Source organism: Campylobacter sp. BCW_6461, from assembly GCF_001762735.1.
Taxonomy (GTDB): Bacteria; Campylobacterota; Campylobacteria; order Campylobacterales; family Campylobacteraceae; genus Campylobacter_D; species Campylobacter_D jejuni.
In genome coordinates, this window is the sequence record NZ_MJXJ01000028.1 from 1 (window position 1) to 22,641 (window position 22,641).

The following is a 22,641-nucleotide window of genomic DNA, read 5'->3' on the forward strand; positions in this document are numbered from 1 at the left end:
AACAATGATAGCTGTATCACTTATACCCTTTCTTTTAGAAAGTAATTCTTTATAACTAGGATGGGTAATCATTTGAGGAAGATTATAAACAAATTGCTCTATGCCTTGAAGAGCATCAAGGGGATCATTGCCATGAGAAACAATAGAATTTTTAAAATTTTCTGCTAATTTTTTATTCAATCCTAAAATATCTTCATGAAATCTTTCATAATAATGACTCATCAGTTCTAAAAAATAAATTCTAGAAAATTGAAAAAAAGGTTTAGAAGAACAAAGTTCATTATAATCTTGAATTTCTAGTTTATTTGTATTCAAAACCATCAATCTTGAATTTTGTAATTCATGTGAAAAATCTAAGATATGAAACATTATCCAAATGATTTCTATATCTTTTTCAAAAACAACAATATGTTGATGATTTTTATTTTGCAATAAAGCTTTATATAAAATTCCATTTCCAAAACCATAAAAATACAATACAGGATAAAGTAGATATTTATCATTATAAGTATTTAGCATAGAGTTGAATTCATCAATAACATTTTCATAAAGAAAAGTATTATCACTTGTATCTTTTAGATTGATATCTAGATTATCTTTACCTAAGATAAGTTCAAATTTACTTGATTTAATTTCTTTTAAACTTTCTTTTAAAAGAATATTACTTAAAGCCTCAATGTTTTTGTTAAAGAGTTCTTTTTGAGTAGGGGTGAAGGTCATCATAAGCCCCATCCATCATCTACTACTAAGGTTTGCCCTGTGATAAATTTACTCTCATCGCTAAGTAAAAACACCAAAGTTCCACATATATCATCAGCATCTAACATACCCTTGCTTGCACAACATTTTCTATAAGCTTTTAAAAAAAGTTCGTTTTGATTGTCTAAAATTCCCCCGCTTGCTAGGGTATTAACGCGTATGTTTTGATTAAAAAGCTCTTTAGCTAGCCAAGAGCTCATGTGATTAATCCCTGCTTTTATTACGCTATATTCTAAAGAGCTTTGCATGGAAGTACCTTCATAGTTTTCAAATTTTGGCGCATAAACTCCCATGATGGAGCTAAGATTGATGATATTACCATGGCCTTGTTGTTTAAAAAATTTCACAAATTCTTGAGCGGCTAGCATAAAGCCTGCTAAATGTAAATTTAAACTTTCACAAATTTGTTCGTATTTGAGTTCATAATAAGGCGTTTTACCCCAATCTTTGCCAAAAGGATAGCTTGAGTTAACAAAAGCATCGATTTTGCCGTATCTTTCTTGACTTTTTTGAAGGGCAATTTGTAAACTTTCTTGTTTAGTGATATCAAGTTCTAAGCTTAAAAGTTTTGTTTTAAAATTTGTTTCTAAATTTTCTTGCAATTTATTTAAGCGTTCTTTGTTGATATCTGCGAGTATAGGGATACCTTTGCTAAGAAGTATTTTTTGACAAAGCGCTTTACCTATACGCCCACAAGCTCCTGCTACAAAGATGATTTTATTTTCAAGCATTAAAAATCCTTTGGCGATAAATTTTTTAAAGAGATTAAAAACTCTACGATTTTAAAATCAAGCTCGCTATCTACATCAAAAGCTGTGCTTTCATCCATTACAAAAAGCCCTGTGTTTTTGCCAAAAACACTATCATTTTCTAAAAGATAATCCCTTTTAAAGATATAAATACTAGCGTTCATATCATAGCATTTTGGGGCACTTTGGCGAGTGGTAAAATTTCCTTCTTTGGATTTTACTACCTTGTTATTTTGTATTTCTACGAGGTTAAAATAAGGATTACGTCTAGCAGGAACTGCGGTGATGAGATTGGAATTATCATTTTCAACAAAACTTTCATAAGCTTTTTTTATATCAAGGCTTGAGCGAAGCGGGGCTGAAGCATCTAAGTCTATGAGAGTTTCAAAACGCGTTTTAAAATACTCTTCACTTCTTAGCAAGGCATCACGCATGACAGGAAGTTTTGCAGCCCGATCATTGGCAAGATGAGCTTCTCTTTTGAAAAAAACTTCAGCGCCATATTTTTGGGCTACACTTGCGATTTCATCACTATCAGTACTTATGACTATGTGTTTAAAAAGCTTTGAATTTTGAGCTTGTATGATGCTATAAGCTATCATTTCAAGTTCGTTAATCTTTCTAATATTTTTGTTTTTAACGCCTTTACTTCCACCTCTAGCACAAATGGTGCATAAAATTTCAGCCATTTTTTTTCCTTACTTCATCACAAAGTTCAAGTACTTTTAAAGCTTGCTTAAGATCGCAAAGTTCTTTGTCTTTTTCAAAGATTGCTTGATGTAAATTTTGAAGGGTTTTTATCGTATCGTTTTCAAAATTTAAGATTTTTTGACTTTGATCTTTGTGATAAATTTCGATTTTATTGTTTATCAAATCGGCTTTAAAGCTTTTTTCTAAAGTATGGATGGTCATTTCTCTTTTGTTGAATTTAGAAAAATAGTCTAATTCTATATGAATTTTAGCTTTTTGTGAATTTTTTAAAACCAAAAAGGCAAAATCATCGCTTGTTATGTCAAGCTCTGAAATTTTAGCATTTTGGGAGTATATAAGCTCTAAGTTTCCAAAAAGAAAAAAGGCTAGATCGATTTCATGAGAAAGATCGAGTAAAACCCCACCACCTAGCTCTTTTTTAGCGCTGTAATTTTGCCTGTAGTCTAAAGCCCTCCAATGGGGCAAATAAGAATTACAAACCAAACTAGCAAAATAAATTTTTTCACCTTTTAAAAGCCTTTTTAAAGCGACAATCACAGGATGAAAACGCAGTAAATATGCTACATAAATGTGATTTTTTAAACTTGTGAAATTTTGGCTTTTTTCAAATAAAGGTTTTTCTACGAGTATGGTTTTATCTTTTACAAGATCATCTAAAGTTTTTAAGGTGTTAAAATGCTCCGTAGTGATATTTGCGATGATAAAAAGATCAAATTCGTTTAAATCACATTCTTTCAAAGAGCGATAAATTGGAGTGTTTTTAAATTCTTCTTTTTTAGCACTTAAAGAAAGCAAACTTACTTCATGATTTAAATTTTTTAAGGCTAAAAAATGCTTTTTTCCTATGCTTCCAAAGCCTATGATTAAGACTTTCATTTAAAATCCTCATTGGCTTTTAAAAACTCATCTGGCCTTCCAATGTCAATCCAATAATCGTTGATGATATAGGTATTTACTTTGCCTTTTTGCAATACAAGTTTGATGAGTTCGGGCATGTCTAAGTATTCATTTTTAGCAATTAAATTTAAAATTTCATTTTCAAGTACATAAATCCCCGCACTTACTAGGAATTTTTGGGTAGGTTTTTCTTCTATATTTTCTATAAAACCTTGTTTTTGGGTGATTACTCCATAAGGAATTTGTTGCTCAAACTCACGCACGCAAACGCTCATTAAAGCTTTTGATTTTTTATGGGCTTTTAAAAGATCATTAAAATCAAGCTCGGTTAAAATGTCTGCATTCATAACGAGAAAACTTTCTTTAAATTCTTGTTTTATAAGGCTTAAAGCCCCTGCTGTACCTAGTTTTTTACGCTCTTTAATATAAGAAATTTTAACCCCAAATTTTTGCCCTTTTTGAAAATAATCTTCTATGATTTGTTTTTTATAATTCACACAAAAGATAAAATTTTCAAAATTTTGATTTTTAAGTCTTTGGACTATGCTTTCTAAAATGGGTTTTTTGCCTACTTTTAACATAGGTTTTGGAGTATCTTTAGTCAGCTCTTTTAAGCGAGAGCCTAAGCCTCCAGCCATGATGATAATGGAGTTTGGATTGGCTTTTAAAAGCGATGAGATAGATTTTATAGAAAGAATTTGCCCTTTTTCATCTAAAACAGGAAAGTCGTAAATATCGGTTTTAGCAGAAATTTTTAAAAGCTGTTCTTTGCTTGTGTTTTCTTTTATGGTGATGGGATTTTTAGTGTAAATATCTTTGATACTATCTTTTAAAGTTTTGCCACTAATTAAAGCTTTTCTGATGTTTGAATCGCTAATGACTCCTAAAAATTTATCCTTTTTATCAACTATAATGCCTAATCTAACGCGTTCTTGCCCGACTATTTTTAAAGCTTCTTTTATGCTAGAATCAGGGGTGAGTTTGAGTTTGTTTATATCCACACTAAGCCTTATAAATCGATGAAATTTTTATGTAAAATTGTATCTAAATTTACATTTTTTAGGCAAGTTTTTATGAATTTATTGGGATTTTTATCATTATCATAAGGGTTTTTAAAATTTTTTAAATTTTGTTTAAATTCTTTGCTTTCTAATTTTTCAAAAGCTTGATCAAGATCGTTGATTTCGCAATTAATGATATTTTGAGTTCTTAAACGCCCTTTTTGTCTATCGCCTATATTAATGCAAGGAGTTTTAAAAAAAGGACTTTCACTAATACCACTTGAAGAATTGCCTATCATGGCTTTGGCTATTTTCATAAGACTTAGGTATTTTTGTGAGCCAAGATTATCAAAAAGTTTAGCCTTGTGTGAGTTTTTTTGGCAATAATCTTGTAAAATTTCATTGATTAAAAGTCCATTTTCATCGGCATTTGCTTTGGTAAAAATCAAACTTGCATTTTTAAGGGTGTCAAGTTTTTTAAGTAAGGTTTTAATCTCTTTTTGAGTATTTTTTACATTTAAGGTTAAAGGATGATAAGTGATTAAGTAAAGTTCTTTATCTAGTTTCATTTCTAAGGCTTTTTCTAAATCTTTTTTGTTTAAAAAATTCATATTTTTTATGATAGTAGAAGCTAAAGAACCTATATTAAAAACCCTTTTTTCTTCTTCTCCAAGTTGCAAAAGCCTTTTTTTATAAATTTCATGACTTACAAAATGTAAATGTGACATTTTTGAAATGCTGTGTCTTATACTATCATCAATAGCCCCTAAAGTAAGCTCCCCGCCACATAAATGCACTAAAGGTATGTGCATCAAAAGACATACACTTGCTACGCTAAGCATTTCATAACGATCGCCTAAAATTACCACCATATCAGGTTTTAAGTCTTCAAAAGCATCGCTAAAAGCACTAAAAGCTAAACTCATGCTTTTGCAAAGGCTTATTTTATCATCATTTGCAAGTAGGATAGGAATTTTCTTAGTGATTTTAAATTCTTTTTCTATTTCTTTATAAGTGAGTCCAAACTCAGGGCTTAAATGTGCTCCTGTAGCAATGATTTGAAGGCTTAGATCTTTATCGTTTTGAATTTCATGACATAAATTTCTTAAAAGATACCATTCAGCCCTTGTTGCACTGACTATACAAATTTTTCTTTTACTCACGGATAAGCTCATCTTCTTTGTAGTTTTTAGTAGCAATTTTACCTAAAAACTCTTCATATCTCATAGCACTTATACCATTTGCGGGGCGTTTGGTAGTAAGATTTTCTTCGCTAAAAATTTCTCCTTTTTGGATATCTTTTTTAGCGACTAAACTTTTTCTTACTATGTTGATATTTTTTTGTTCGCTTTTACTTGCTTTTTTTATGCCATCACCCATTGCCTTTTGTATTTGTCTTATTTGGGTGCAAAGCATTTTTAGTTCTTGAGGTTCTAAACTTGCTTTATGATCAGGCCCTGACATATTTTTGTCTAGAGTAAAATGCTTTTCTATTACACAAGCTCCCAAGGCAACTGCAGCTAGAGAAATGTGTATGCCTTGAGTGTGATCAGAATAACCCACATCAAGCTTAAAAGCGTCTTTTAAGCTTTGCATGGCTTTAAGATTGACTTCATCAAAAGGGGCAGGGTATTCTGTAGTACAGTGTAAAAGAGTGATATTTTGGCGTTTAGCGCCATTTTTACAAAGCACATTTAAAGCTTCTTCTACCTCGCCTAAATTTGCCATACCTGTTGAAAGTATGATTTTTTTATTAAGCTTTGCAATTTTTTTAAGATAGGGTAGATTGGTGATTTCTCCGCTTGGAATTTTAAAGATTTTTAAGCCTAACTCATTTAAAAGATCTACACTTTCAAGATCAAAAGGAGTAGAAAGAAAGGCAATATTGCATTTTTTTGCGTGTAAGATAAGCTCTTTATGAGCTTTAAGATCGAGTTCGAGTTTTTGTACCATTTGAAGCTGACTCTCATCACTAGCTGTGGTTTTAAGCTGATAGGGCGCTTTTTTAGCCTTTGTGCTGATACAGTTTTTGGCTTTAAAACTTTGAAATTTAACAAAATCAGCCCCTGAATCTGCTGCGATTTCTATTAACTTTTTAGCTAAATTTAAATCACCATTGTGATTGACTCCTGCTTCTGCGATGATAAGAGTTTTTTTCATAATTTTTATCCTTATAATTTTTAGTATATAAAGCAAAAAATATTCCAATATTACTATATGTTTGATATACAAATTATAGGTTTTATTCAAAAAATATCATAATTTATATTTATAGCAATATTTTTTACGCACTCTTCCTAAAAGAAAAGTCTAAATTTCTAAATATTACCCCCCCCCCTTTTTTTTTCTTTTTTGTTTATAGGCTTTAACATTATCTTCTAAAAATAAAATAAGACTTTCATATAGCAAACTCGCACATTCTTTATGACATAAATTTAAAAGAGTGGTATAATCATCACTGTCTTTTATCTCATAGGTTTTTTGTAAAATAATATCACCTGTATTAATACCTTTGTCGATAAAATGAACACTAATGCCAAATTCTTTTTCATCATTAATTAATGCCCAATTTAATATATTTCTATCCCTGTAAAAAGGTAGTTTACCTGCATGACAATTGATAATTTTTCTAGGATATAATTTTAAAAGCTCCTCTTTAAAAATTTGATCAAAACTCATAGAAACTAACAAGTCGTTAGAATATTTTTTAAGCTCATTGAGAAATTCTTTAGAGTTTATATCGATATGGGTATAACAAGGGATTTGGTATCTTAAAGCAAGTTTTTCTAGTTTTATATCTTTAGTTTTTCTTAAAACGATGAAATTAATTTGAATTTGTGGGTTTTGAAGTATTTTAAAAGACAGATTCTAGCCCATTTTCCATCGGCAAAATATCCTATTTTAAGCATATCATTTCTTTATTCTAACGCTACTAGGTAAATTAACCAAACGTTTTTCTAAATTTTTAGTGTTTATAAGCTCATTGCTTTGACAGTTTTGAAAAGCTTTTAAACTCGGTAAGCTTTTCCATATAGGACGGACGAAAATATTATTTTTCAAGCATTCTTCTAAAAAGATATTTCTTAAATTTTCATCTTTAAAAAGCAAGGTATTGAGCCAAAAATTGCTTTTTTCATTGCTTTTTTCATCGATAAATTTACATTTATCGTGATTTTTAAAAAAATCCTTGTAAATTTTAGCAAGTTCTCTTTTGTTTTCTAAAAAAAGTTCTAAATTTTCAAGTCCTGCAAGCAAGATTGCTGCGTTTATATTGCAAAGACGGTAATTATAAGCTATCCTATCATGATCGTATTCGTAAGGATGGGGGATTTTAGCTGTGGTGCTAAGGTGTCTTGCAAGTTTAGTTAAATTTTCATCATCGCTTAATATCGCCCCACCGCATCCACCTGTGATGATTTTATTGCCATTAAAACTTAAAATTCCACACTTTCCAAAAGTGCCTAAGGCCTTGTTTTCATAGGTGCTTCCTAAGGCTTCTGCGGCATCTTCAATTAAAAGGATGTGGTATTTTTCACAAAGTTCTTTGATGGCTTTTATATGAGCGCTTAAACCAAAGGTGTGCATAATAACACAAGCTTTGATGAGTTTGTGTGTGGTTTTGTTATAGCTAAGATTATCTTTTTGATAAGTTTGATTTTCTAAAAAATGCTCTAAAGCCTTAGGACTTAAACTTAGAGTGTTTTCATCTATATCTAAAAAAACGGGTTTTGCACCTGTATAAGCGATAGCATTGGCCGTAGCGACAAAGCTTATGCTTTGAGTGATGACTTCGCAGTTTTCATCGATACCATTAGCTAGTAAAGCGATATGAAGGGCTGCTGTGCCTGTATTTGTAGCGATGACAAAGCGTGTTTTGGTTTTTTCTTTTAAAGCTTCTTCAAAACGCGTTACAAATTCTCCCACGCTTGAAACAAAACCGCTATCAATGCACTTTAAAAGATATTTTTTCTCATTGCCTATAAAACAAGGCTCATGTAGGGCGATACTTTCTTTATTAAAAAGACTTTTTATAAAAGAAATTTCTTTTTTAAACATTATAAAGCTCACTTTTATAATTTTCTAAATTTTCTTTAAAATACTCTATGCTTTGTCTCAAGCCTTCTTCTAGACTTGTTTTGCTTTGCCAATTTGTAGCTTTTTTAAGCTTGTTTGCATCGCAACAAAGTCTAAAAACTTCGCTATTTTTAGGACGCAATCTTTGTTCATCTTGGATGATTTTTACTTTAGAATCTAAAATTTTTTGTATGAGATCAAGTACTTCTTGCATGGAGTATTCCACTCCTGAGCCTATATTATAAACTTCTCCAAAATGTTTTAAATTTAAAAGAGAGATAAAACCCTCGCAAGTATCTAGCACAAAATTTAAATCCCTTTTAGGGCTTAAATCTCCTAGTTTGATTTCCTTTGCTCCACTTAAAATTTGTGTGATGATGGTAGGTATGATAGCCCTTGCGCTTTGTTTTGGTCCATAGGTGTTAAAAGGGCGTGCAATATTGACATTTAAATTAAAAGAATTATAATAACTCAGCGCCATCATATCTGCAGCGATTTTGCTTGCAGAATAAGGGCTTTGAGGTTGTAAAGGGTGTTTTTCATCGATAGGTACATAAAAGGCTGTGCCATAAACTTCGCTTGTTGAGGTGTGGATAAAATGTGAAATCTCGTTTTTTTTAGCTGCTTCGAGCATATTTAAAGTGCCATTGACATTGGTATCCACATAGCTTTGTGGGGCTGTGTAGGAGTAGGGGATAGCGATTAAAGCGCCAAGATGAAAGATCGCATCTATATTTTTGGTGATTTTTTCGCAAAAAAAACTGTCTCTTAAATCTCCACTTATAACTTCCATGTCTTTTAAAAAAGGACTTTTTTCTAAATGTCCCCAAAAATTAAAAGAATTATACTGACTTAAAGCTCTGACTTTAAAACCTTTTTTGACCAAACTTTCACAAAGATGAGAACCTATAAAACCATCAGCGCCTGTAACTAAAATATTTTTCATGTAAAATCTCCTTGTTTTAAAGCATCGCCAAATTCTATATCTTTGCTAGCTTTTTTTCCTAAAAGTTCTTGATAAAATTTAGGATGTAGTCCAAAAGAAGGACGCACGGATTTTACATTTTCTTCGCTGAACATTTCACCTTTTTTGATATCCTTGCTTACATATAAGCTTCTTGCAAAAACACGGTTTTTAAGAGCTTTTTCATCTAAGTCTAACTTACCATCACCTAAAGCACTTTCAGCCTGTCTTACTGCATCTACCATAGCTTTAAATTCATCAAAATCAAGACTAAATTTACTGTCTTCGCTTTCTATGTTTTTGTCTAACATAAAATGCTTTTCTATCACTCTAGCTCCAAGTGCTACTGCCATAACAGGGGCTAAAAAACCAAAGCTATGATCACTTAGTCCCACTTCAACATTAAATTTTTCTTTTAAACTTACTATGCCTTTTAAATTCATATCTTCTATGGCAGTAGGATAAGCCGAAGTGCATTTTAAAAAGATTAAATCAGGATTTTTTTCTTCTTTAAAAATTTCACAGATTTTAAAAAGTTCTTCTTCTGTAGCAATGCCCGTTGAAACGATAGTAGGTTTTTTTTCTTTGGCGATTAAACGCACGAAATTTTCATCATTGGCTTCAAAAGAAGCGATTTTATAGGCTATAGGATCAAAGCGTTTTAGAAATTCTAAATCTTCTTTGGCAAAAGGACTTGAAAAACAAAGTATGCCTTCATTTTGTGCGGTTTCAAAGATTTGAGAATGCCATTCATAAGGAGTTTTTGCGCTTTCGTAAAGCTCATAAAGTTTTCTTTTATCCCAAAGCCCACCCTTAATAATAAAATCTTCTTTGTTGCTATTTAGAGTCATGCTATCTGGAGTGTAAGTTTGAATTTTTATCGCATCAGCACCTGCTTCTTTGGCAGCTTTTATACTTTGAAGTGCCATCTCAAGACTTCCTGCGTGATTTGCACTAAGTTCTGCTATGATAAAAACCTTTTTATCGGTGTTAAAATTTCCTATTTGCATACTTTTCTTTCTTTGGTAAATTTCCTGACTAAAATGATATATAATTATATTATATATTTCTTCAATTTATATATTTATATTATATAAATATTACAACTTTGTTATGATTTTGCTTGGTTTCATTCAAAAAATGCCATATGGATTTAAATTATAGAATTCATTCATTTTTTAATTTTGATATAATATAAATATATAAAATCATAAAATAAAATTTAATTATAACGATATATATATTTAAGACTAATTAAAGGAAATTTATGAAATTTTGTAAAAAATGTGTGATGCCAGATACTAAGCCTGATTTACATTTTGATGAAGAAGGTGTTTGTGATGCTTGCCGTTCTCAAGAAGTTAAAAATCAAAATATTAATTGGCAAGAAAGAGAAAAAGAATTTTTTGAGCTTATAAAAAAATACAAAAAACATCCTGTTTATGATTGTGTTATCGGAGTAAGCGGCGGAAAAGATTCTACTTTTCAAGTGGTTAAAATGCTTGAACTTGGACTTAATCCTTTGTGTGTGTGTTTTGAGCCTAGCGTACCTACAAAAATAGGGCGCAAAAATTTAGACAATTTAAATCATCTTGGCGTGGATTTGATCCATATCAAGCGTGATCCAAAAGTTTATCAAAAACTTGCCCGTGAAGCTTTTATAAGAACAGGGGATAATGAGTGGCAAAACCATTTGGGAATTTTTACTTCTGTTCCACGCATAGCGGTAAATTTTGGAGTGCCTTTGATCATCTGGGGAGAAAGTCCGCAGATAGAGTATGGCGGTCCTGCGAGTAGTAAAAATAAAAATATTTTAGGCAGAGAGTGGCTTGAAGAATTTGGCGGGCTTTTAGGAAATCGCGCTTCTGATATGCTTGGGGTAAATGGTATCACTGAAAAAGATTTGTTTTTATATACTTATCCAAGCGATGAAGAACTTCAAAGAGTAGGGGTTACGGGGCTATTTTTAGGGTATTATTTTAAATGGGATTATAAAAAAATTCTTGAAATTTCTAAAAAATATGGTTTTTTAACTCTAGATCATCCTGTTGAGACTACTTATGAAAATTTTGAAAATTTAGATTGTTATTCTAATCATGTGCATGATTATTTAAAATACTGCAAATACGGCTTTGGTAGAGCAACGGATAATGCTTGTTTGGATATTCGTTTAGGTTATATCAGCCGTGAAGAAGGGGTGCGTTTGGCACAAAAATACGATGGCAAGCCCCCTAAAAAGGCTATTAAAAAATACCTTGAATTCAGTGGTTTTAGCGAGGAAGAATTTCAAAAAATAGTAGATTCTTTTACCAATAAAAAAATTTTTAAACGTGATGAAAATGGTAAATTTATAAGAGATTATGATGGTTCTTTGGTAAGAAAAGACGAGTGTGTTTTAAAATGATAGCGCTCATTGATTACAAGGCGGGAAATTTAAACTCTGTTGCTAAGGCTTTTGAAAAAATAGGAGCTATAAATTTCATAGCTAAAAATCCAAAAGATTTGCAAAAAGCAGATAAATTGCTTTTACCTGGAGTGGGATCTTTTAAAGAAGCGATGAAAAATTTAAAAGAACTTGGTTTTATAGAAGCTTTAAAAGAGCAAGTTTTAGTACAAAAAAAACCTATTTTAGGCATTTGTTTAGGAATGCAGCTTTTTTTAGAAAGGGGCTATGAAGGTGGAGTTTGCGAAGGACTTGGTTTTATAGAAGGTGAAGTAGTCAAATTTGAAGAGGATTTAAATTTAAAAATCCCACATATGGGTTGGAATGAGCTTGAAATTTTAAAACAAGTTCCTTTGTATCAAGGCATAGATAATAAGAGTGATTTTTATTTTGTGCATTCTTTTTATGTGAAATGCAAAGATGAGTTTGTAAGTGCTAAAGCACAATACGGACATAAATTTGTTGCATCTTTACAAAAAGATCATATTTTTGCTACACAATTTCACCCCGAAAAAAGTCAAAATTTAGGCTTAAAACTTTTAGAAAATTTTATAAGGCTTTAAATGTTAAAAACTAGAATTATCCCTTGTGTTTTGTTAAAAAACGGACAACTTGTTAAAAGTATAGAATTTAAAGATTTTCGTACTATAGGGCATTTAACTTCAACAATGAGAATTTATAATGCACGCAATGTTGATGAGCTTATTATCTTAGATATAGATGCTTCAAAAAGTGGAGAAATAGATTTTGAAAGTATAGAAGATCTTGCTAAAGAATGTTTTATGCCTTTAACTATGGGTGGCGGGATAAAAACCCTTGAAGATATACAAAAGATTTTAAATTTAGGTGCGGATAAAATTTCTATCAATTCTAAGGCCTTAGAAGATATGGATTTTATAAGTAAAGCGGCTAATCGTTTTGGTTCTCAATGTATAGTTTGTTCTATAGATGTTAAAAGAAAAGGAGGGCAATTTTGTGTTTATGACAGGGGAAATTTACTCGAAAAAAGTCCTTTAGAACTTGCTTTAGAATATGAAAAAAAAGGAGCTGGAGAGCTTCTTTTAACTTCTGTGGATTTTGAAGGAAGGGCAAAGGGTTATGATTTAGAACTTTTAAAGATCTTTCAAAATAAACTTAAAATTCCTCTTATTATCAATGGAGGACTTAGCAATCCAAGTGATGGAGTTGAGGCTTTAAATTTAGGTGCTGATGCTTTAGCGGGTGCTTATATTTTTCATTTTTCTAAGTATACCCCTAAAGATGTAAAAGAAGAATTAGCTAGGCAAGGCTTTGCAGTCAGATTGCTTTAGGCAAATATGGTAAAAATCTTTATCTTCATCATAAATAGTAAAATGATTTTGTTGATATAATTTTAAAGCTTTGCGATTGTCTTTGAAAACATAAGCTTTAAGAGTATTTACTTTTAAGTTTTCAAAAGCGTATTTTATAATTTCATTCATTAAAATTTGTCCTACGCCTTTTAAATTAGGTTTTGCGTAAAGTCCAAATTCGCAAGATTTAGTTGTGATATTGACAAAATCAATTACGCCGATAATCTGTTCATCTTGAAAAACTAAAAAATATTTTTTGCTAGAATCTTGATGTAATTTTTTTAAAAATCTTAAATGTTCTTCAAAATCAATATATTTTGTTTTCATAAATTGATTGATATCGGGGTGATTGCGCCATTTAAAAATCAGCTCTATTTCTTGAGAATTAAGTTCTGTGAAATTTTTAAGTTTTATCAATACTTATACTCCACTTCATACCCTTTTTTAGCAAGCCAAGTTGCTGTAGATTCTTGATTTTTAACATAACAAATAGCTTTGAAATTTGCCTTTAAAAGCAAGGCTTCATTGACTAAAGAACTTGCACTAATGATGAGCTTATTGCTTTCATTCATCAATTTTGCAATATTTTCATGATCGATAAATAATCTAATATTGTTATGTAATTTTGCAAATTTTTGCAATTTTTTAAGATTAGGATTAGAAGAGCTGGTTGCAATGCTGATGATTTTTGTTTTAGGTAATTCGCTAGCAATTTGTAAAGAAAGGTTTTTTATATCAGTTCCACCCATGCAAATGAAAAAATCATATTTTTTTTCTCTATTTTCTTTGGCCTCTTGATAAAATTCTTCCCTGATTAAAGCATAAGAAAAACCACATCTTACTTCGCATTTAAAAGGCACTAAACCTTCATAATCACTTGCTTTTGCATAGGCATTGACATTGAGTAAAATATCACAATGATGAGGCTTTATTTCATCATCAAAGCTTAGAATTTTCACCCCTGTTTCAAGCTTGATCAGTTTTTCATCATCTACGCTGATGCCATAGTGATCAATGATAAGAAGTTCAAATTTTTCTTCTTTGATGAGATTGATAAGTTCGTAAATGCTTTCACTATCAAGCTCATAAACAGGATAAGGAATTTCATCGATCAAAGAGCCTTCTAAAGGCAAACAAGCAAAACTTACATCGCTATATTGTTTAGCTAAGACTAGATCGCGTTTAATGTGTCCAAAGCCTATTTGACTGGAGCTATCGCTTCTAAAAAGCACTTTCATGATTTGCCTTATAAAGTATTTTTGCAAATTCTAAATCTTGCATGGTATCTATATCGCAAACTAAATTTCTTGGCAATACAAACACGCTAGAATGAGGTTTAAATATAAAATCTTCTTCAAGCCAAGCTTTACTTGTGCCAAAATAAAAAGCTCCTGCATCGTGATAAGCTTTTGTTAAGTCTTGTGAACGACTTTTATAATGTTTTTCATCAAACATATAAACTTGATTATTCTCATTTAGATAAAAAGCCCTTTGTATAGGATACTCAAACTCAGTGGCGGCAAATAAAAACTTGCTTTCATTTTGTATAAATTTTTCATAAGCTTGTTTTAAAATGTTTTTATTTAAAAGCGGAGCAGTAGCATAAAGACAACAGACATGATCATAAATTTGATTTTGGCTTTGTAAAATTTCTATGGCATTTTGCACTGCAGCAGTGCTTGAAGCATAATCATCGCTTAAATTTTTATCACGCACAAATGGAGCTTTTGCACCGTATTTTAAGGCTACTTCTATGATTTCTTCATCATCGCTTGAAAGCACTACTTCATCAAAAATGCCTGAATTTAAAGCATTTTCTATGCTATAAGCGATTAAAGGTTTACCTAGAAAATCAATGATATTTTTTCTAGGAATTCTTTTTGATCCACCACGAGCAGGGATGATACAAAGATTTTTCATAGTTAAGCCTTGTTTTTGTGTTTTATTTTACTAAAATTTAAGTATAATTGTCTTTAAAATACAATAAAATAATGCAAACGGGGTGGAATAATGCTCATAAATCAAACCTTTGAAATTGATTCTTGTGATGATGTAGAATTAAATATAAAAAGAACTAGCAAGCTTGAATACCGCATTAGTTATGATGATGAAAAAGAGATTAAAGCCATAGTTTTTATAGTGGGTGGTTTTGGAGCTAATGCAAATATTTCTTTTTTAGATTTTGATAGGGAATATATTGCTAAAAATTTTGATGTTGTAGTGGTACATGTTTTTTATCATTGTTTTTGTGCAAGACAAAGTATTGATCAAAAGTATAATCCAAAGCTTATTCCCAATCAAGATGATTTAGAGCGTGTAAATGGCATTTTAAAAAATATTAATTTAGGACATTTATCGGTTAATAAAGATAATTTTGAACAAATTATTCCTCTTATAGAGCAAAAAGTTAATGAAATGAAACAAGCAGGTTTGGTTGATGAAAGCCAAAAAATAGAACTTTCTTGTGATTTTATCCCACCCAATGGAGATTATCAAAACTATGGCGTTATGGCAGCTATTGATCATATCAATGCTTTAAAAGATTTAGTTAAACGTTTTCCAGAATTTGCAGATTTACCAAAAATTTATGGGGGGGGGGTCTTATGGAGGATACCTATCTTTACTCATAGCAAAAATAGCTCCTTGGTATGTGGATGGTGTGATTGATAATTCTGGGCCAGCCTTGCCTCCTTTGCAATTTATACTGGGAAGGGAGATTGATTCTCCTGAATTTGTTTTTAATTCTAAAGATTTAAATTTATACTGTTTTCTAAAAACCCACTGGACACGTAAAGAGAATTCATCTTATTTTTTCAATGATGCAAATTATATAATAAGAGTATTATTGAATTTAAAGCATTTGCAAATTTTATCTGATATTTCAAAAAATATTATTTTTGTAACTTACCATAGTGTTAAAGATTTTCAAGCACCAGTTAAAGATAAAATTATATTTTATGATATTTTTAATACTTTAGGTTTTGATGCTACTTTAAATTTGATAAAATATGAAAGTCAAGTAGATGGAAGATTTATAAAAGACTTAAATCATGGTATGAGAATAAGTGATAAAGCCTTATTTAGAAAAGAACTTCCTTTAATGCTTGAAAAATTACAAAAAAGAAAATCTTTAATGCAAGAAAATTCCATCTCTTATCCTTGTGGAAATAAAGCATTTACTTTTAAGGATGTAGGAGATAAGTTTGTTTTAAAATTAAATTAATCTTTAACTAGGGCAAATTTATCTTTTTTTAAAGCTTTAAGATTTGCTTTAAGGTATTTTCGTGCATCTATGCACACTATGCAAGAATTTGCAAATTCTATGCGATTAAAATTATTATCTTGTTTTAAAATGGCAATTTGTTTTTCAACATCCAAATCCGATTTTGTATTTTCTTTTCTTAAATAACATTGTATTTTTGCCTTTTTGCTTTGGGAATTTTCGTCTGTAATAATTCCTTGAAATTCTTTGAAAAATCTATAGTTTACCTTAGCTTTTTCTTCACAAAAATGCGAAAAAGTATAACCAAGCTTATCTGTTCCAAAAAGTATGATTTTTCCTTGAAATTCAACCAGTTTATCATAAACACAACCTGAACTAAAACAAGTTTTTAAAAGCTTGCTAGTAAAGTCGTTTTGTCTATATCCTTTAATAAAAAAAGAAAATATAGGATCATCAGTACGAATCCCCCCCCCCGCCATTGTTCTAAAGTATTCGCTTAAAATTCCCATAGTACTTTTAGTATGGATTTTGTCATAATTTTTATAACGATTAAAACTATAGCTAAAGGTTGGCATGATTAGCGTGCCTTTATTGCCTATGACTTGAAAAAAAGAGTCAATGATACTTTGTAAAAATTCCTGTTTAGATACCAATACCTCTCCTAGTCTAAAAAGCTCGCTATGTATACAAAGTGTATCACCTTGCTTTAAGCCTAATTTTTCCAAAGTGTAGTTTAGGTCTTTTGGATATATTAAAGATTCATGACTTTTAAGCAATGCCTTCATAACTTATTTATCCTATCTTGATCGCTATCACCTTTAAAGATAGCGTAATTTTTATTTTTACTTTTAAAAGCAAAGTAAATATCGATATTTTCTTTTACAAAGGGTTCAAAATATACAGGGATAAGATTTTCATCTTTGTTTAAAAGCTTAAAACCCATAGCATATATAGGTTTAGGATTTTTAACATAACACATAAAGCTTATAAACTCACATTGATTTACTTCTAAAAGAACTTCAAAAGCATTATATAGTTTTTTTGGAAATTTACCAAGCCAATCTGTTATAAACATACCTTTTGAATTGTTTTGTTCTACGATTCTTGCAAAAAAAGATGCAACTAAGGTTTTGTTTTTATAAATTCCATAGTTTTTATATGAATAAAAAGGGTTTTTATAATAACGCTCTATAAAATAACAAAGATCTTTTTTGGGTAAAAAATGGAATTTTAGATCAGATTTTTGAAATTCAAAAAGAGTGAGAGTCTTAATTTCATATACAGAAGAAGAGTTTGATTTTTCTTGAGTTTGTGAAAAATTAGCAATTTTAAAGCATGCTATTTTTTGATTTTTAATATAAAAATGATCCAAGATAGCTATTCTATCATAATTAAAAAGCTTATAAAATTTTCTAGAATAAGTAGATAAACCTAATGCTCCTATATGTTTTGGTTTAAGTTTTTGTTCTAGGCTTTTAACCAATCTTAATCCAAGCCCAGAGTAATTTTTTTTGCTTTTCCAAATAGAAAGCCAAAGATTTTCATCTTTTAAATGAGAATATTGACTTATAAGAATAAATCCTAAAATAGCATCAAATTCCTTACTTGTGGTATTATAAGCTACGATGAAATTATAGCGTTTATTTTTTTTATCTAGATGTTGAAAGTCAAGAGCTTGTTTTGATTTTACAAAAATATGATCTTTCTTCCAGTGTTTTTTGATAAAATCGATCAAAAGTTTGTATTCTTCTAAAGCGCAAAAGCGGATTTCGTGACTCATCCTTTGCTTGCCTTTCCAAAAGGAAATATATTGCAATCATATCTTGGTAAAGTGTAATAATTTTCTTTTAAATCTTTTTTGTTAATATCTTTAGAATTGACTATGCTTGTAAAAGCAAAATCACAATTATTTTTGCTTAATAATTCTTTAGAATAAGGACTAAAATCCCCATAAGGATAAGAAAAAATTTTTATTTTTTGTGAAAAATTTTCAAGTTCCTTAAAAGAATCAAAAAGCTCAATTTCTTCCTGTTCTTTGGAAATTTTTAAAAAATTAGGATGAGTTTTGCTATGAGATCCTATTAGCATATTTGCTTCATACATATCTTTTAATTCGTTAGGGTTTAAGTACAAATTCGCATAAATTTCTTCATCGCTACAAAAATGTTTTACAAGCTCATCTAGTATTTTTTCTCTTAAATCGTATTTGATATAAAAATTAAATAAAAGTTTAAAATTCTTAGTTTCTAAATCGTCATCTAGTTCTTTATAATAACCTTCAAAGAGTTGTTTTTTATCTTTTTCTAAAGCATTGCTATCTATTAAATTTAAAGTAAATTTTGTTAATCCCCCCCCCCATTTACCCAGAAGATAATGAATTCTATGGACATCCAAGGCCTTTTTTCTAGATAGAATTTGAGTGGGTATAAAAAATAATCCAAAAATTTTATGCTCTAAGAGTTTAGGGAAAACGAAATCGTAATGATCTTTTAGACCATCATCAAAACTTAATAAAATTTTGCCTTTTATCTTTTCAAAAATATTTAAATCTTGTTTTAAATTTACAAAATCTTCATATTGAACAAAATCAAAGTGATTTTTAAAAAAAAATATTTGTTTGCAGAAATTTTCAAAAGACAAATATCTAAAATAAGGTAAATTATTTGCATTATTCCTTACATAATGATACATGACAATTTTCATTGTATTGCATCTTTTATCATCTTCTTAATACTTTCAAAACTTTCAAAATTCTCAGGTGTGATGAATTCAGCTTTTAAGGGTTTTTTATAGAATTTTTCTATTTCAGCAACTAAAGCCATGATATCTATACTATCAATAAGATCTTCATTTACTAAATTTTTCATACTTTCATCAATATCGGCTCTATCTATGTTGATAAAAAATTGTTTGATTTCTTGCATTTTATTCCTTTGTGATTTTTAAAATGACATTATCGCTTAAATTTAAAATTAAGTCAAGCTCATTGATTTCATAAAATAAAATTTCTCTTTCTTCACCTAATATTTCTAATCTAGCTTTAGGAACTCCGCTTAAGGCACCGCAGTCCATAGCTCTTAAAAAGCGAGAAATTTTTTCTTTATTCCAAGTAAGATCTAAATAACCATTATTTGGTAAAGATAATTTTTTGTGATACCCCCCCCCTGAAATTTGCATTTTAAAAGTTTTATTTTTTAAAATTTCTAAAGCTTCTCTAAATAAAGTTAGAGCAAGTTTGTGTTGAGCGTTTAAAAGACTTAAAGCAGTACAATTATTATCAAGTTTTATTTCTTTTTGAACTAAAATATCACCTGTATCTATACTTTCTTTAACCATATGCCAAGTAATACCTGTTTTTTTATCGTTTTCCCATATACTCCAAATATGTGCATTACATCCTCTGTGAAAAGGCAATAATGCGTTGTGGTAATTAATAATAGTATTTTTTTGAATACATTCTTTTTTGAAAATATAAAAATTATTAGCACTAATAATAAGGCAATTTTTAAGATTTTTAAAGAAATCATCTAAATTTTCTATATTTTTTACAAAATTTACTTCTTGTCTGAAAAAATCATTAGCTATTTTTTGGCATTCTTTGGCTACTTTGCCTGTGCCTATGATGTAAATATATGAGTAAGTCATTAAAAATTCCTATAAAATTTTAAATTAATATTATTGAAACAAAAACCTGCCCTTTGATAAAAATAGATAGCTTTTTCATTTTTTTCTTCTACAAAAAGTTTAAAAAAATTATGTTTATTATTAACTGCAAAATAATGATTAAGTAAAGCAAAAGCTACATTTTTATGTTTTAAATTTCTGTCTACGGCTATAAAATCTAAAAAATTTGTATTGAGAGTTTGAGTATAGATCAAAGCAGCGCGAATTTTTTGATTTTCTTTATAGATAAGTATATCAGATATTTTTTCTTCAAGATTTTTGTGCGAAAAATAAAACAAATATTGATTAAAATATTTTCTGAAAAAGCTATAAATTTCCTTGCTATCTTCATGTGAAGCTTTAGAGATAAAGGTAAATTTTTTTAATTTTATCTCATCTTTTTTGAGTATCATTTGTTTATAATTGAGTATTTCTTTAAAATGATTGAGTTTTAAAAAATCATTATGTTGTAAAAGTTGCCTATCGGTTTTGGTTAAGATTTTTATATAATTAGCCTTTAAATTAAAATTCTGTAAATCATTGATAAAATAATATAGTAAATTATCTACACGATTAAAAAAGAAAAAATTATTGTTTTTATATTTTTGTAAAATAAATTCCTGTTTTAAAATTTTTTCTTCAATTGTACCAAAATTGTCATAGTAATTACTTAACTTAAATCCTTTATAAAAAGCTTTTTTAAACAAGTTCTTTTAAAACCTTTCTATCAATTTTACCATTTTGATTAAGCTTAAATTTGTCGAGTTTAATAAAATTTTTTGGGATCATATAAGAAGGTAATTTATCTTTCAAAAAATCTTTAAAATTAATTTCTTCTTCACTTTCATAAAAACAAATAATATCTTCTTTAAAAATACAAGCACTGTTTTTAATATTCACATGAGAATTTATCACGCTTTCTATTTCTCCAAGTTCTATCCTATGCCCCATATATTTTATCTGATTATCCACTCTTCCATAGCATAAAAGTTCGCCAAATTCATTATAAGAAACTATATCTCCTGTTTTGTACAAAAGATCTAAATAATTATCATGTAAAGGATTTTGAGTAAAAGCTTGTTTGGTTTTTTCTTTGTCATTATAATACCCTAAAGATAAAGAAGTTCCACGCACGAAAAGCTCCCCTTTAACACTTGTTTGTTTAGGACTTATGAAATTCATATTTTCATCAAAAACTAAAAGTTCTGTGTTTTTGCACGCTTTTCCTATCGGTAAAAGTTCTTCATCTTTAAAAGTGCGATTGATGATATAAAAAGAACATACATCAGTGATTTCTGTTGGGCCATAAAGGTTGGCAAATAAGGCATTGGGTAAGTGTTTACGCCAAATATTGAGCTGTTTATTGGGCATGATTTCACCACAAAAAAGTATCTTTTTTAAGGCGTTTAAACTAAAATTATTCAAAGCTTCAGTATTTGCAAAATAAATCAGCACCGAAGGTACCCAAAATATAGTGCTTACTTTTTCTTTTTCAAGGCATTCTAAAATTTTATTTGGAAAGGCAAAAAGATGATTGGGTAAAAGGTGTAAAGTCGCTCCTGATTTTACACTTGAAAAAATATCTAAAATGCTATTGTCAAAATAAAATGGCGCTTGATTGGCTAAAATTTCATTCTCATCAAATTTAAAAGTCTCACACACCCAAAAAGTATAATCAATCACACTCTTATGAGCTATGCTTACTCCTTTAGGAATGCCTGTGCTCCCACTTGTAAAGAAAACATAGAGTAAATTAGTATCTATATGTTTTTCTTTGGCATGCTTTATTAAACTCTCATCTATATTAAAACTTTCAAAATCTTCTGTATAAAGCGTAGGTAAATCTAAGTTAAAATTTAAGTCCTTTGAAGTGATAAAAAGTTTAGGCTTTAAAACTTCTATGACTTTTTCTACTCTTTCTTTAGGACTTTTTTCATCTAAAAGTGTATAAAAATTTCCACTGAGTGCCACTCCAAAAAATGAAATCAAACAATCAATCCCTTTAGGCAAGATGATTAAAACAGGAGCTTGAGTAGGTTTATTATTTTTTAAAGTTTTTAAAATTTCACTGGCTAGTTTCTTAGAAAAAAGATCAAAGTCTTTGTAAGTGATTTCCTTTCTTTCTTTGGCAAAGGGTTCTACAAAAGCAGTTTTTTCGCTAAATTTGATTAAACTTTTTTCTAAAAAATCATAGATATGAGTTGTCATGATTTACCTTTTTAATTTTTTGTAATATAATATCGATAAATTAATAAAAAAGGCCTTTATATACTCATAAACCAAAGCTTTGAAATCGATTCTTGTGATGATGTAGAATTAAATATAAAAAGAACTAGCAAACTTGAATACCGTATAAGTTATGATGATGAAAAAGAGATTAAAGCTATAGTTTTTATAATAGGAGGTTATGGAGCTAATGCAAATATATATTTTTAGACTCTTATAGAAATTATATTGCTAAAAATTTTGATGTTGTAGCAGTGCATGTTTTTTATCATTGTTTTTGTCAAAGGCGTTCGGATGTTGAAAAGTATTCAACATTAGCAGATTTTACAAAAGATGATTTAAAATTAATAGAAAAAGTGCTTCGTAAATACAATATTCCATGTGATCAATTAGCCAATAATACTGTAGTTAGTCATTGTGAATATTTGAGCGAGATTATGACAGAATTAAAAATGTTAAATCGATTGCCTTATGATTTTGAAGAAAGACTAAGTGCAACTTTTATTCCTTCGCGTGGAGAATATCAAAATTTTGGCATTATGGCAGCTATTGATCATATCAATGCTTTAAAAGATTTAGTTAAACGTTTTCCAGAATTTG

23 protein-coding genes and 3 pseudogenes are annotated in these 22,641 nt (G+C 29.5%); 5 read left to right on the forward strand and 21 right to left on the reverse strand.

The window, feature by feature from the left end:
• The 11 genes and pseudogenes from AJ882_RS08375 to pseI form a co-directional block, all read right to left on the reverse strand.
• Nucleotides 1-720, reverse strand: a pseudogene (locus AJ882_RS08375) (motility associated factor glycosyltransferase family protein); the annotation flags it as partial.
• Nucleotides 720-1,490: a flagellin modification protein PtmA gene (gene ptmA, locus AJ882_RS08380; protein ID WP_002867659.1), complete on the reverse strand. Its 771-nt coding sequence runs from the start codon at nucleotides 1,488-1,490 to the stop codon at nucleotides 720-722. The gene ptmA and the pseudogene AJ882_RS08375, both read right to left, overlap by 1 nt.
• Nucleotides 1,490-2,197, reverse strand: a complete 708-nt coding sequence (legF, locus tag AJ882_RS08385; RefSeq protein WP_002867658.1) for a CMP-N,N'-diacetyllegionaminic acid synthase — start codon at nucleotides 2,195-2,197, stop codon at nucleotides 1,490-1,492. Before legF ends, ptmA begins: the two co-directional genes overlap by 1 nt.
• Nucleotides 2,190-3,095 (reverse strand): L-glutamine-D-fructose-6-phosphate isomerase subunit, encoded by a 906-nt coding sequence (gene ptmF, locus AJ882_RS08390; RefSeq protein ID WP_002867657.1) that lies wholly within the window; start codon nucleotides 3,093-3,095, stop codon nucleotides 2,190-2,192. Before ptmF ends, legF begins: the two co-directional genes overlap by 8 nt.
• The gene (locus AJ882_RS08395) at nucleotides 3,092-4,117 is read right to left on the reverse strand and encodes a nucleotidyltransferase family protein (protein ID WP_002841626.1); all 1,026 of its coding nucleotides are present in this window, start codon (nucleotides 4,115-4,117) and stop codon (nucleotides 3,092-3,094) included. The genes ptmF and AJ882_RS08395 overlap by 4 nt, the downstream gene beginning before the upstream one ends.
• Nucleotides 4,118-4,125: 8 nt before the next feature.
• Nucleotides 4,126-5,280, reverse strand: a complete 1,155-nt coding sequence (gene legG / locus AJ882_RS08400) for a GDP-N,N'-diacetylbacillosamine 2-epimerase (hydrolyzing) (protein ID WP_070279738.1) — start codon at nucleotides 5,278-5,280, stop codon at nucleotides 4,126-4,128.
• Nucleotides 5,273-6,277: a N,N'-diacetyllegionaminate synthase gene (gene legI, locus AJ882_RS08405; protein ID WP_002867655.1), complete on the reverse strand. Its 1,005-nt coding sequence runs from the start codon at nucleotides 6,275-6,277 to the stop codon at nucleotides 5,273-5,275. The genes legG and legI overlap by 8 nt, the downstream gene beginning before the upstream one ends.
• A 165-nt stretch (nucleotides 6,278-6,442) precedes the next feature.
• Complete coding sequence (locus AJ882_RS08410) at nucleotides 6,443-6,808, reverse strand: formyltransferase family protein (RefSeq protein WP_252365955.1); 366 nt, start codon at nucleotides 6,806-6,808, stop codon at nucleotides 6,443-6,445.
• 219 nt (nucleotides 6,809-7,027) lie between these two features.
• Nucleotides 7,028-8,173, reverse strand: a complete 1,146-nt coding sequence (gene legC / locus AJ882_RS08415; protein WP_002867653.1) for an aminotransferase LegC — start codon at nucleotides 8,171-8,173, stop codon at nucleotides 7,028-7,030.
• On the reverse strand, nucleotides 8,166-9,137 hold the full coding sequence (gene legB, locus AJ882_RS08420) for a 4,6-dehydratase LegB (protein ID WP_002867652.1): 972 nt from the start codon (nucleotides 9,135-9,137) through the stop codon (nucleotides 8,166-8,168). Before legB ends, legC begins: the two co-directional genes overlap by 8 nt.
• The gene (pseI, locus tag AJ882_RS08425) at nucleotides 9,134-10,165 is read right to left on the reverse strand and encodes a pseudaminic acid synthase (protein WP_014517277.1); all 1,032 of its coding nucleotides are present in this window, start codon (nucleotides 10,163-10,165) and stop codon (nucleotides 9,134-9,136) included. The genes legB and pseI overlap by 4 nt, the downstream gene beginning before the upstream one ends.
• A gap of 257 nt (nucleotides 10,166-10,422) precedes the next feature.
• Here pseI and pseA point away from each other — a divergent pair, with 257 nt between their 5' ends.
• From pseA to wbuZ, 3 genes are read left to right on the forward strand one after another with little or no spacing between them, the layout of a single operon-like run.
• Complete coding sequence (pseA, locus tag AJ882_RS08430; protein WP_002790577.1) at nucleotides 10,423-11,559, forward strand: pseudaminic acid biosynthesis protein PseA; 1,137 nt, start codon at nucleotides 10,423-10,425, stop codon at nucleotides 11,557-11,559.
• Nucleotides 11,556-12,161, forward strand: a complete 606-nt coding sequence (gene hisH, locus AJ882_RS08435; RefSeq protein WP_002867320.1) for an imidazole glycerol phosphate synthase subunit HisH — start codon at nucleotides 11,556-11,558, stop codon at nucleotides 12,159-12,161. Before pseA ends, hisH begins: the two co-directional genes overlap by 4 nt.
• Nucleotides 12,162-12,908: a glycosyl amidation-associated protein WbuZ gene (gene wbuZ, locus AJ882_RS08440; RefSeq protein ID WP_002790574.1), complete on the forward strand. Its 747-nt coding sequence runs from the start codon at nucleotides 12,162-12,164 to the stop codon at nucleotides 12,906-12,908.
• On the opposite strand, the gene pseH is transcribed toward wbuZ, so the two are convergent.
• Genes pseH through pseF form a run of 3 tightly spaced genes read right to left on the reverse strand, consistent with a single transcriptional unit; the run spans nucleotide 12,873 to nucleotide 14,849 of the window.
• Nucleotides 12,873-13,346 (reverse strand): UDP-4-amino-4,6-dideoxy-N-acetyl-beta-L-altrosamine N-acetyltransferase, encoded by a 474-nt coding sequence (gene pseH / locus AJ882_RS08445; protein ID WP_002781802.1) that lies wholly within the window; start codon nucleotides 13,344-13,346, stop codon nucleotides 12,873-12,875. The genes wbuZ and pseH overlap by 36 nt on opposite strands.
• Nucleotides 13,343-14,167, reverse strand: a complete 825-nt coding sequence (pseG, locus tag AJ882_RS08450) for a UDP-2,4-diacetamido-2,4,6-trideoxy-beta-L-altropyranose hydrolase (protein ID WP_002790573.1) — start codon at nucleotides 14,165-14,167, stop codon at nucleotides 13,343-13,345. Before pseG ends, pseH begins: the two co-directional genes overlap by 4 nt.
• Nucleotides 14,151-14,849 (reverse strand): pseudaminic acid cytidylyltransferase, encoded by a 699-nt coding sequence (gene pseF / locus AJ882_RS08455; protein WP_002790572.1) that lies wholly within the window; start codon nucleotides 14,847-14,849, stop codon nucleotides 14,151-14,153. Before pseF ends, pseG begins: the two co-directional genes overlap by 17 nt.
• A gap of 90 nt (nucleotides 14,850-14,939) precedes the next feature.
• On the opposite strand from pseF, the pseudogene AJ882_RS08460 reads away from it, so the two are divergent.
• A pseudogene (locus tag AJ882_RS08460) lies at nucleotides 14,940-16,152 on the forward strand (DUF2920 family protein).
• Here AJ882_RS08460 and AJ882_RS08465 read toward each other — a convergent pair.
• From AJ882_RS08465 to AJ882_RS08495, 7 genes are read right to left on the reverse strand one after another with little or no spacing between them, the layout of a single operon-like run.
• The gene (locus AJ882_RS08465) at nucleotides 16,149-16,937 is read right to left on the reverse strand and encodes an AAC(3) family N-acetyltransferase (protein WP_014517276.1); all 789 of its coding nucleotides are present in this window, start codon (nucleotides 16,935-16,937) and stop codon (nucleotides 16,149-16,151) included. The pseudogene AJ882_RS08460 and the gene AJ882_RS08465 sit on opposite strands and share 4 nt — an antisense overlap.
• Entirely contained in the window at nucleotides 16,934-17,932 is a 999-nt protein-coding gene (locus AJ882_RS08470; RefSeq protein WP_002867323.1) for a hypothetical protein, read from the reverse strand. The genes AJ882_RS08465 and AJ882_RS08470 overlap by 4 nt, the downstream gene beginning before the upstream one ends.
• A complete protein-coding gene (locus AJ882_RS08475) occupies nucleotides 17,929-18,855 on the reverse strand; it encodes a polysaccharide deacetylase family protein (RefSeq protein WP_002873230.1) in 927 nt (308 codons plus the stop codon). The genes AJ882_RS08470 and AJ882_RS08475 overlap by 4 nt, the downstream gene beginning before the upstream one ends.
• Nucleotides 18,852-19,076 carry a hypothetical protein gene (locus AJ882_RS08480; RefSeq protein WP_002830564.1) on the reverse strand — a complete coding sequence of 75 codons (225 nt, stop codon included), beginning with the start codon at nucleotides 19,074-19,076 and terminating at the stop codon, nucleotides 18,852-18,854. The genes AJ882_RS08475 and AJ882_RS08480 overlap by 4 nt, the downstream gene beginning before the upstream one ends.
• A 1-nt stretch (nucleotide 19,077) precedes the next feature.
• Nucleotides 19,078-19,797, reverse strand: coding sequence for a formyltransferase family protein (locus AJ882_RS08485; RefSeq protein WP_011049948.1), 720 nt, complete (start codon nucleotides 19,795-19,797; stop codon nucleotides 19,078-19,080).
• Nucleotides 19,797-20,522 (reverse strand): GNAT family N-acetyltransferase, encoded by a 726-nt coding sequence (locus AJ882_RS08490; RefSeq protein ID WP_002867324.1) that lies wholly within the window; start codon nucleotides 20,520-20,522, stop codon nucleotides 19,797-19,799. Before AJ882_RS08490 ends, AJ882_RS08485 begins: the two co-directional genes overlap by 1 nt.
• Nucleotides 20,515-22,023: an AMP-binding protein gene (locus AJ882_RS08495; protein ID WP_011049947.1), complete on the reverse strand. Its 1,509-nt coding sequence runs from the start codon at nucleotides 22,021-22,023 to the stop codon at nucleotides 20,515-20,517. Before AJ882_RS08495 ends, AJ882_RS08490 begins: the two co-directional genes overlap by 8 nt.
• Before the next feature lie 60 nt (nucleotides 22,024-22,083).
• Here AJ882_RS08495 and AJ882_RS09685 point away from each other — a divergent pair.
• A pseudogene (locus AJ882_RS09685) lies at nucleotides 22,084-22,641 on the forward strand (DUF2920 family protein); the annotation flags it as partial.

Bases quoted from the DNA above. Each gene is read 5' to 3' on its own strand.
- ptmA (WP_002867659.1), bottom strand. From the start codon at position 1,490: ATGCTTGAAAATAAAATCATCTTTGTAGCAGGAGCTTGTGGGCGTATA.
- legF (WP_002867658.1), bottom strand. From the start codon at position 2,197: ATGGCTGAAATTTTATGCACCATTTGTGCTAGAGGTGGAAGTAAAGGC.
- ptmF (WP_002867657.1), bottom strand. From the start codon at position 3,095: ATGAAAGTCTTAATCATAGGCTTTGGAAGCATAGGAAAAAAGCATTTT.
- legI (WP_002867655.1), bottom strand. From the start codon at position 6,277: ATGAAAAAAACTCTTATCATCGCAGAAGCAGGAGTCAATCACAATGGT.
- legC (WP_002867653.1), bottom strand. From the start codon at position 8,173: ATGTTTAAAAAAGAAATTTCTTTTATAAAAAGTCTTTTTAATAAAGAA.
- legB (WP_002867652.1), bottom strand. From the start codon at position 9,137: ATGAAAAATATTTTAGTTACAGGCGCTGATGGTTTTATAGGTTCTCAT.
- pseI (WP_014517277.1), bottom strand. From the start codon at position 10,165: ATGCAAATAGGAAATTTTAACACCGATAAAAAGGTTTTTATCATAGCA.
- pseA (WP_002790577.1), top strand. From the start codon at position 10,423: ATGAAATTTTGTAAAAAATGTGTGATGCCAGATACTAAGCCTGATTTA.
- hisH (WP_002867320.1), top strand. From the start codon at position 11,556: ATGATAGCGCTCATTGATTACAAGGCGGGAAATTTAAACTCTGTTGCT.
- wbuZ (WP_002790574.1), top strand. From the start codon at position 12,162: ATGTTAAAAACTAGAATTATCCCTTGTGTTTTGTTAAAAAACGGACAA.
- pseG (WP_002790573.1), bottom strand. From the start codon at position 14,167: ATGAAAGTGCTTTTTAGAAGCGATAGCTCCAGTCAAATAGGCTTTGGA.
- pseF (WP_002790572.1), bottom strand. From the start codon at position 14,849: ATGAAAAATCTTTGTATCATCCCTGCTCGTGGTGGATCAAAAAGAATT.
- AJ882_RS08465 (WP_014517276.1), bottom strand. From the start codon at position 16,937: ATGAAGGCATTGCTTAAAAGTCATGAATCTTTAATATATCCAAAAGAC.
- AJ882_RS08470 (WP_002867323.1), bottom strand. From the start codon at position 17,932: ATGAGTCACGAAATCCGCTTTTGCGCTTTAGAAGAATACAAACTTTTG.
- AJ882_RS08475 (WP_002873230.1), bottom strand. From the start codon at position 18,855: ATGAAAATTGTCATGTATCATTATGTAAGGAATAATGCAAATAATTTA.
- AJ882_RS08480 (WP_002830564.1), bottom strand. From the start codon at position 19,076: ATGCAAGAAATCAAACAATTTTTTATCAACATAGATAGAGCCGATATT.
- AJ882_RS08485 (WP_011049948.1), bottom strand. From the start codon at position 19,797: ATGACTTACTCATATATTTACATCATAGGCACAGGCAAAGTAGCCAAA.
- AJ882_RS08495 (WP_011049947.1), bottom strand. From the start codon at position 22,023: ATGACAACTCATATCTATGATTTTTTAGAAAAAAGTTTAATCAAATTT.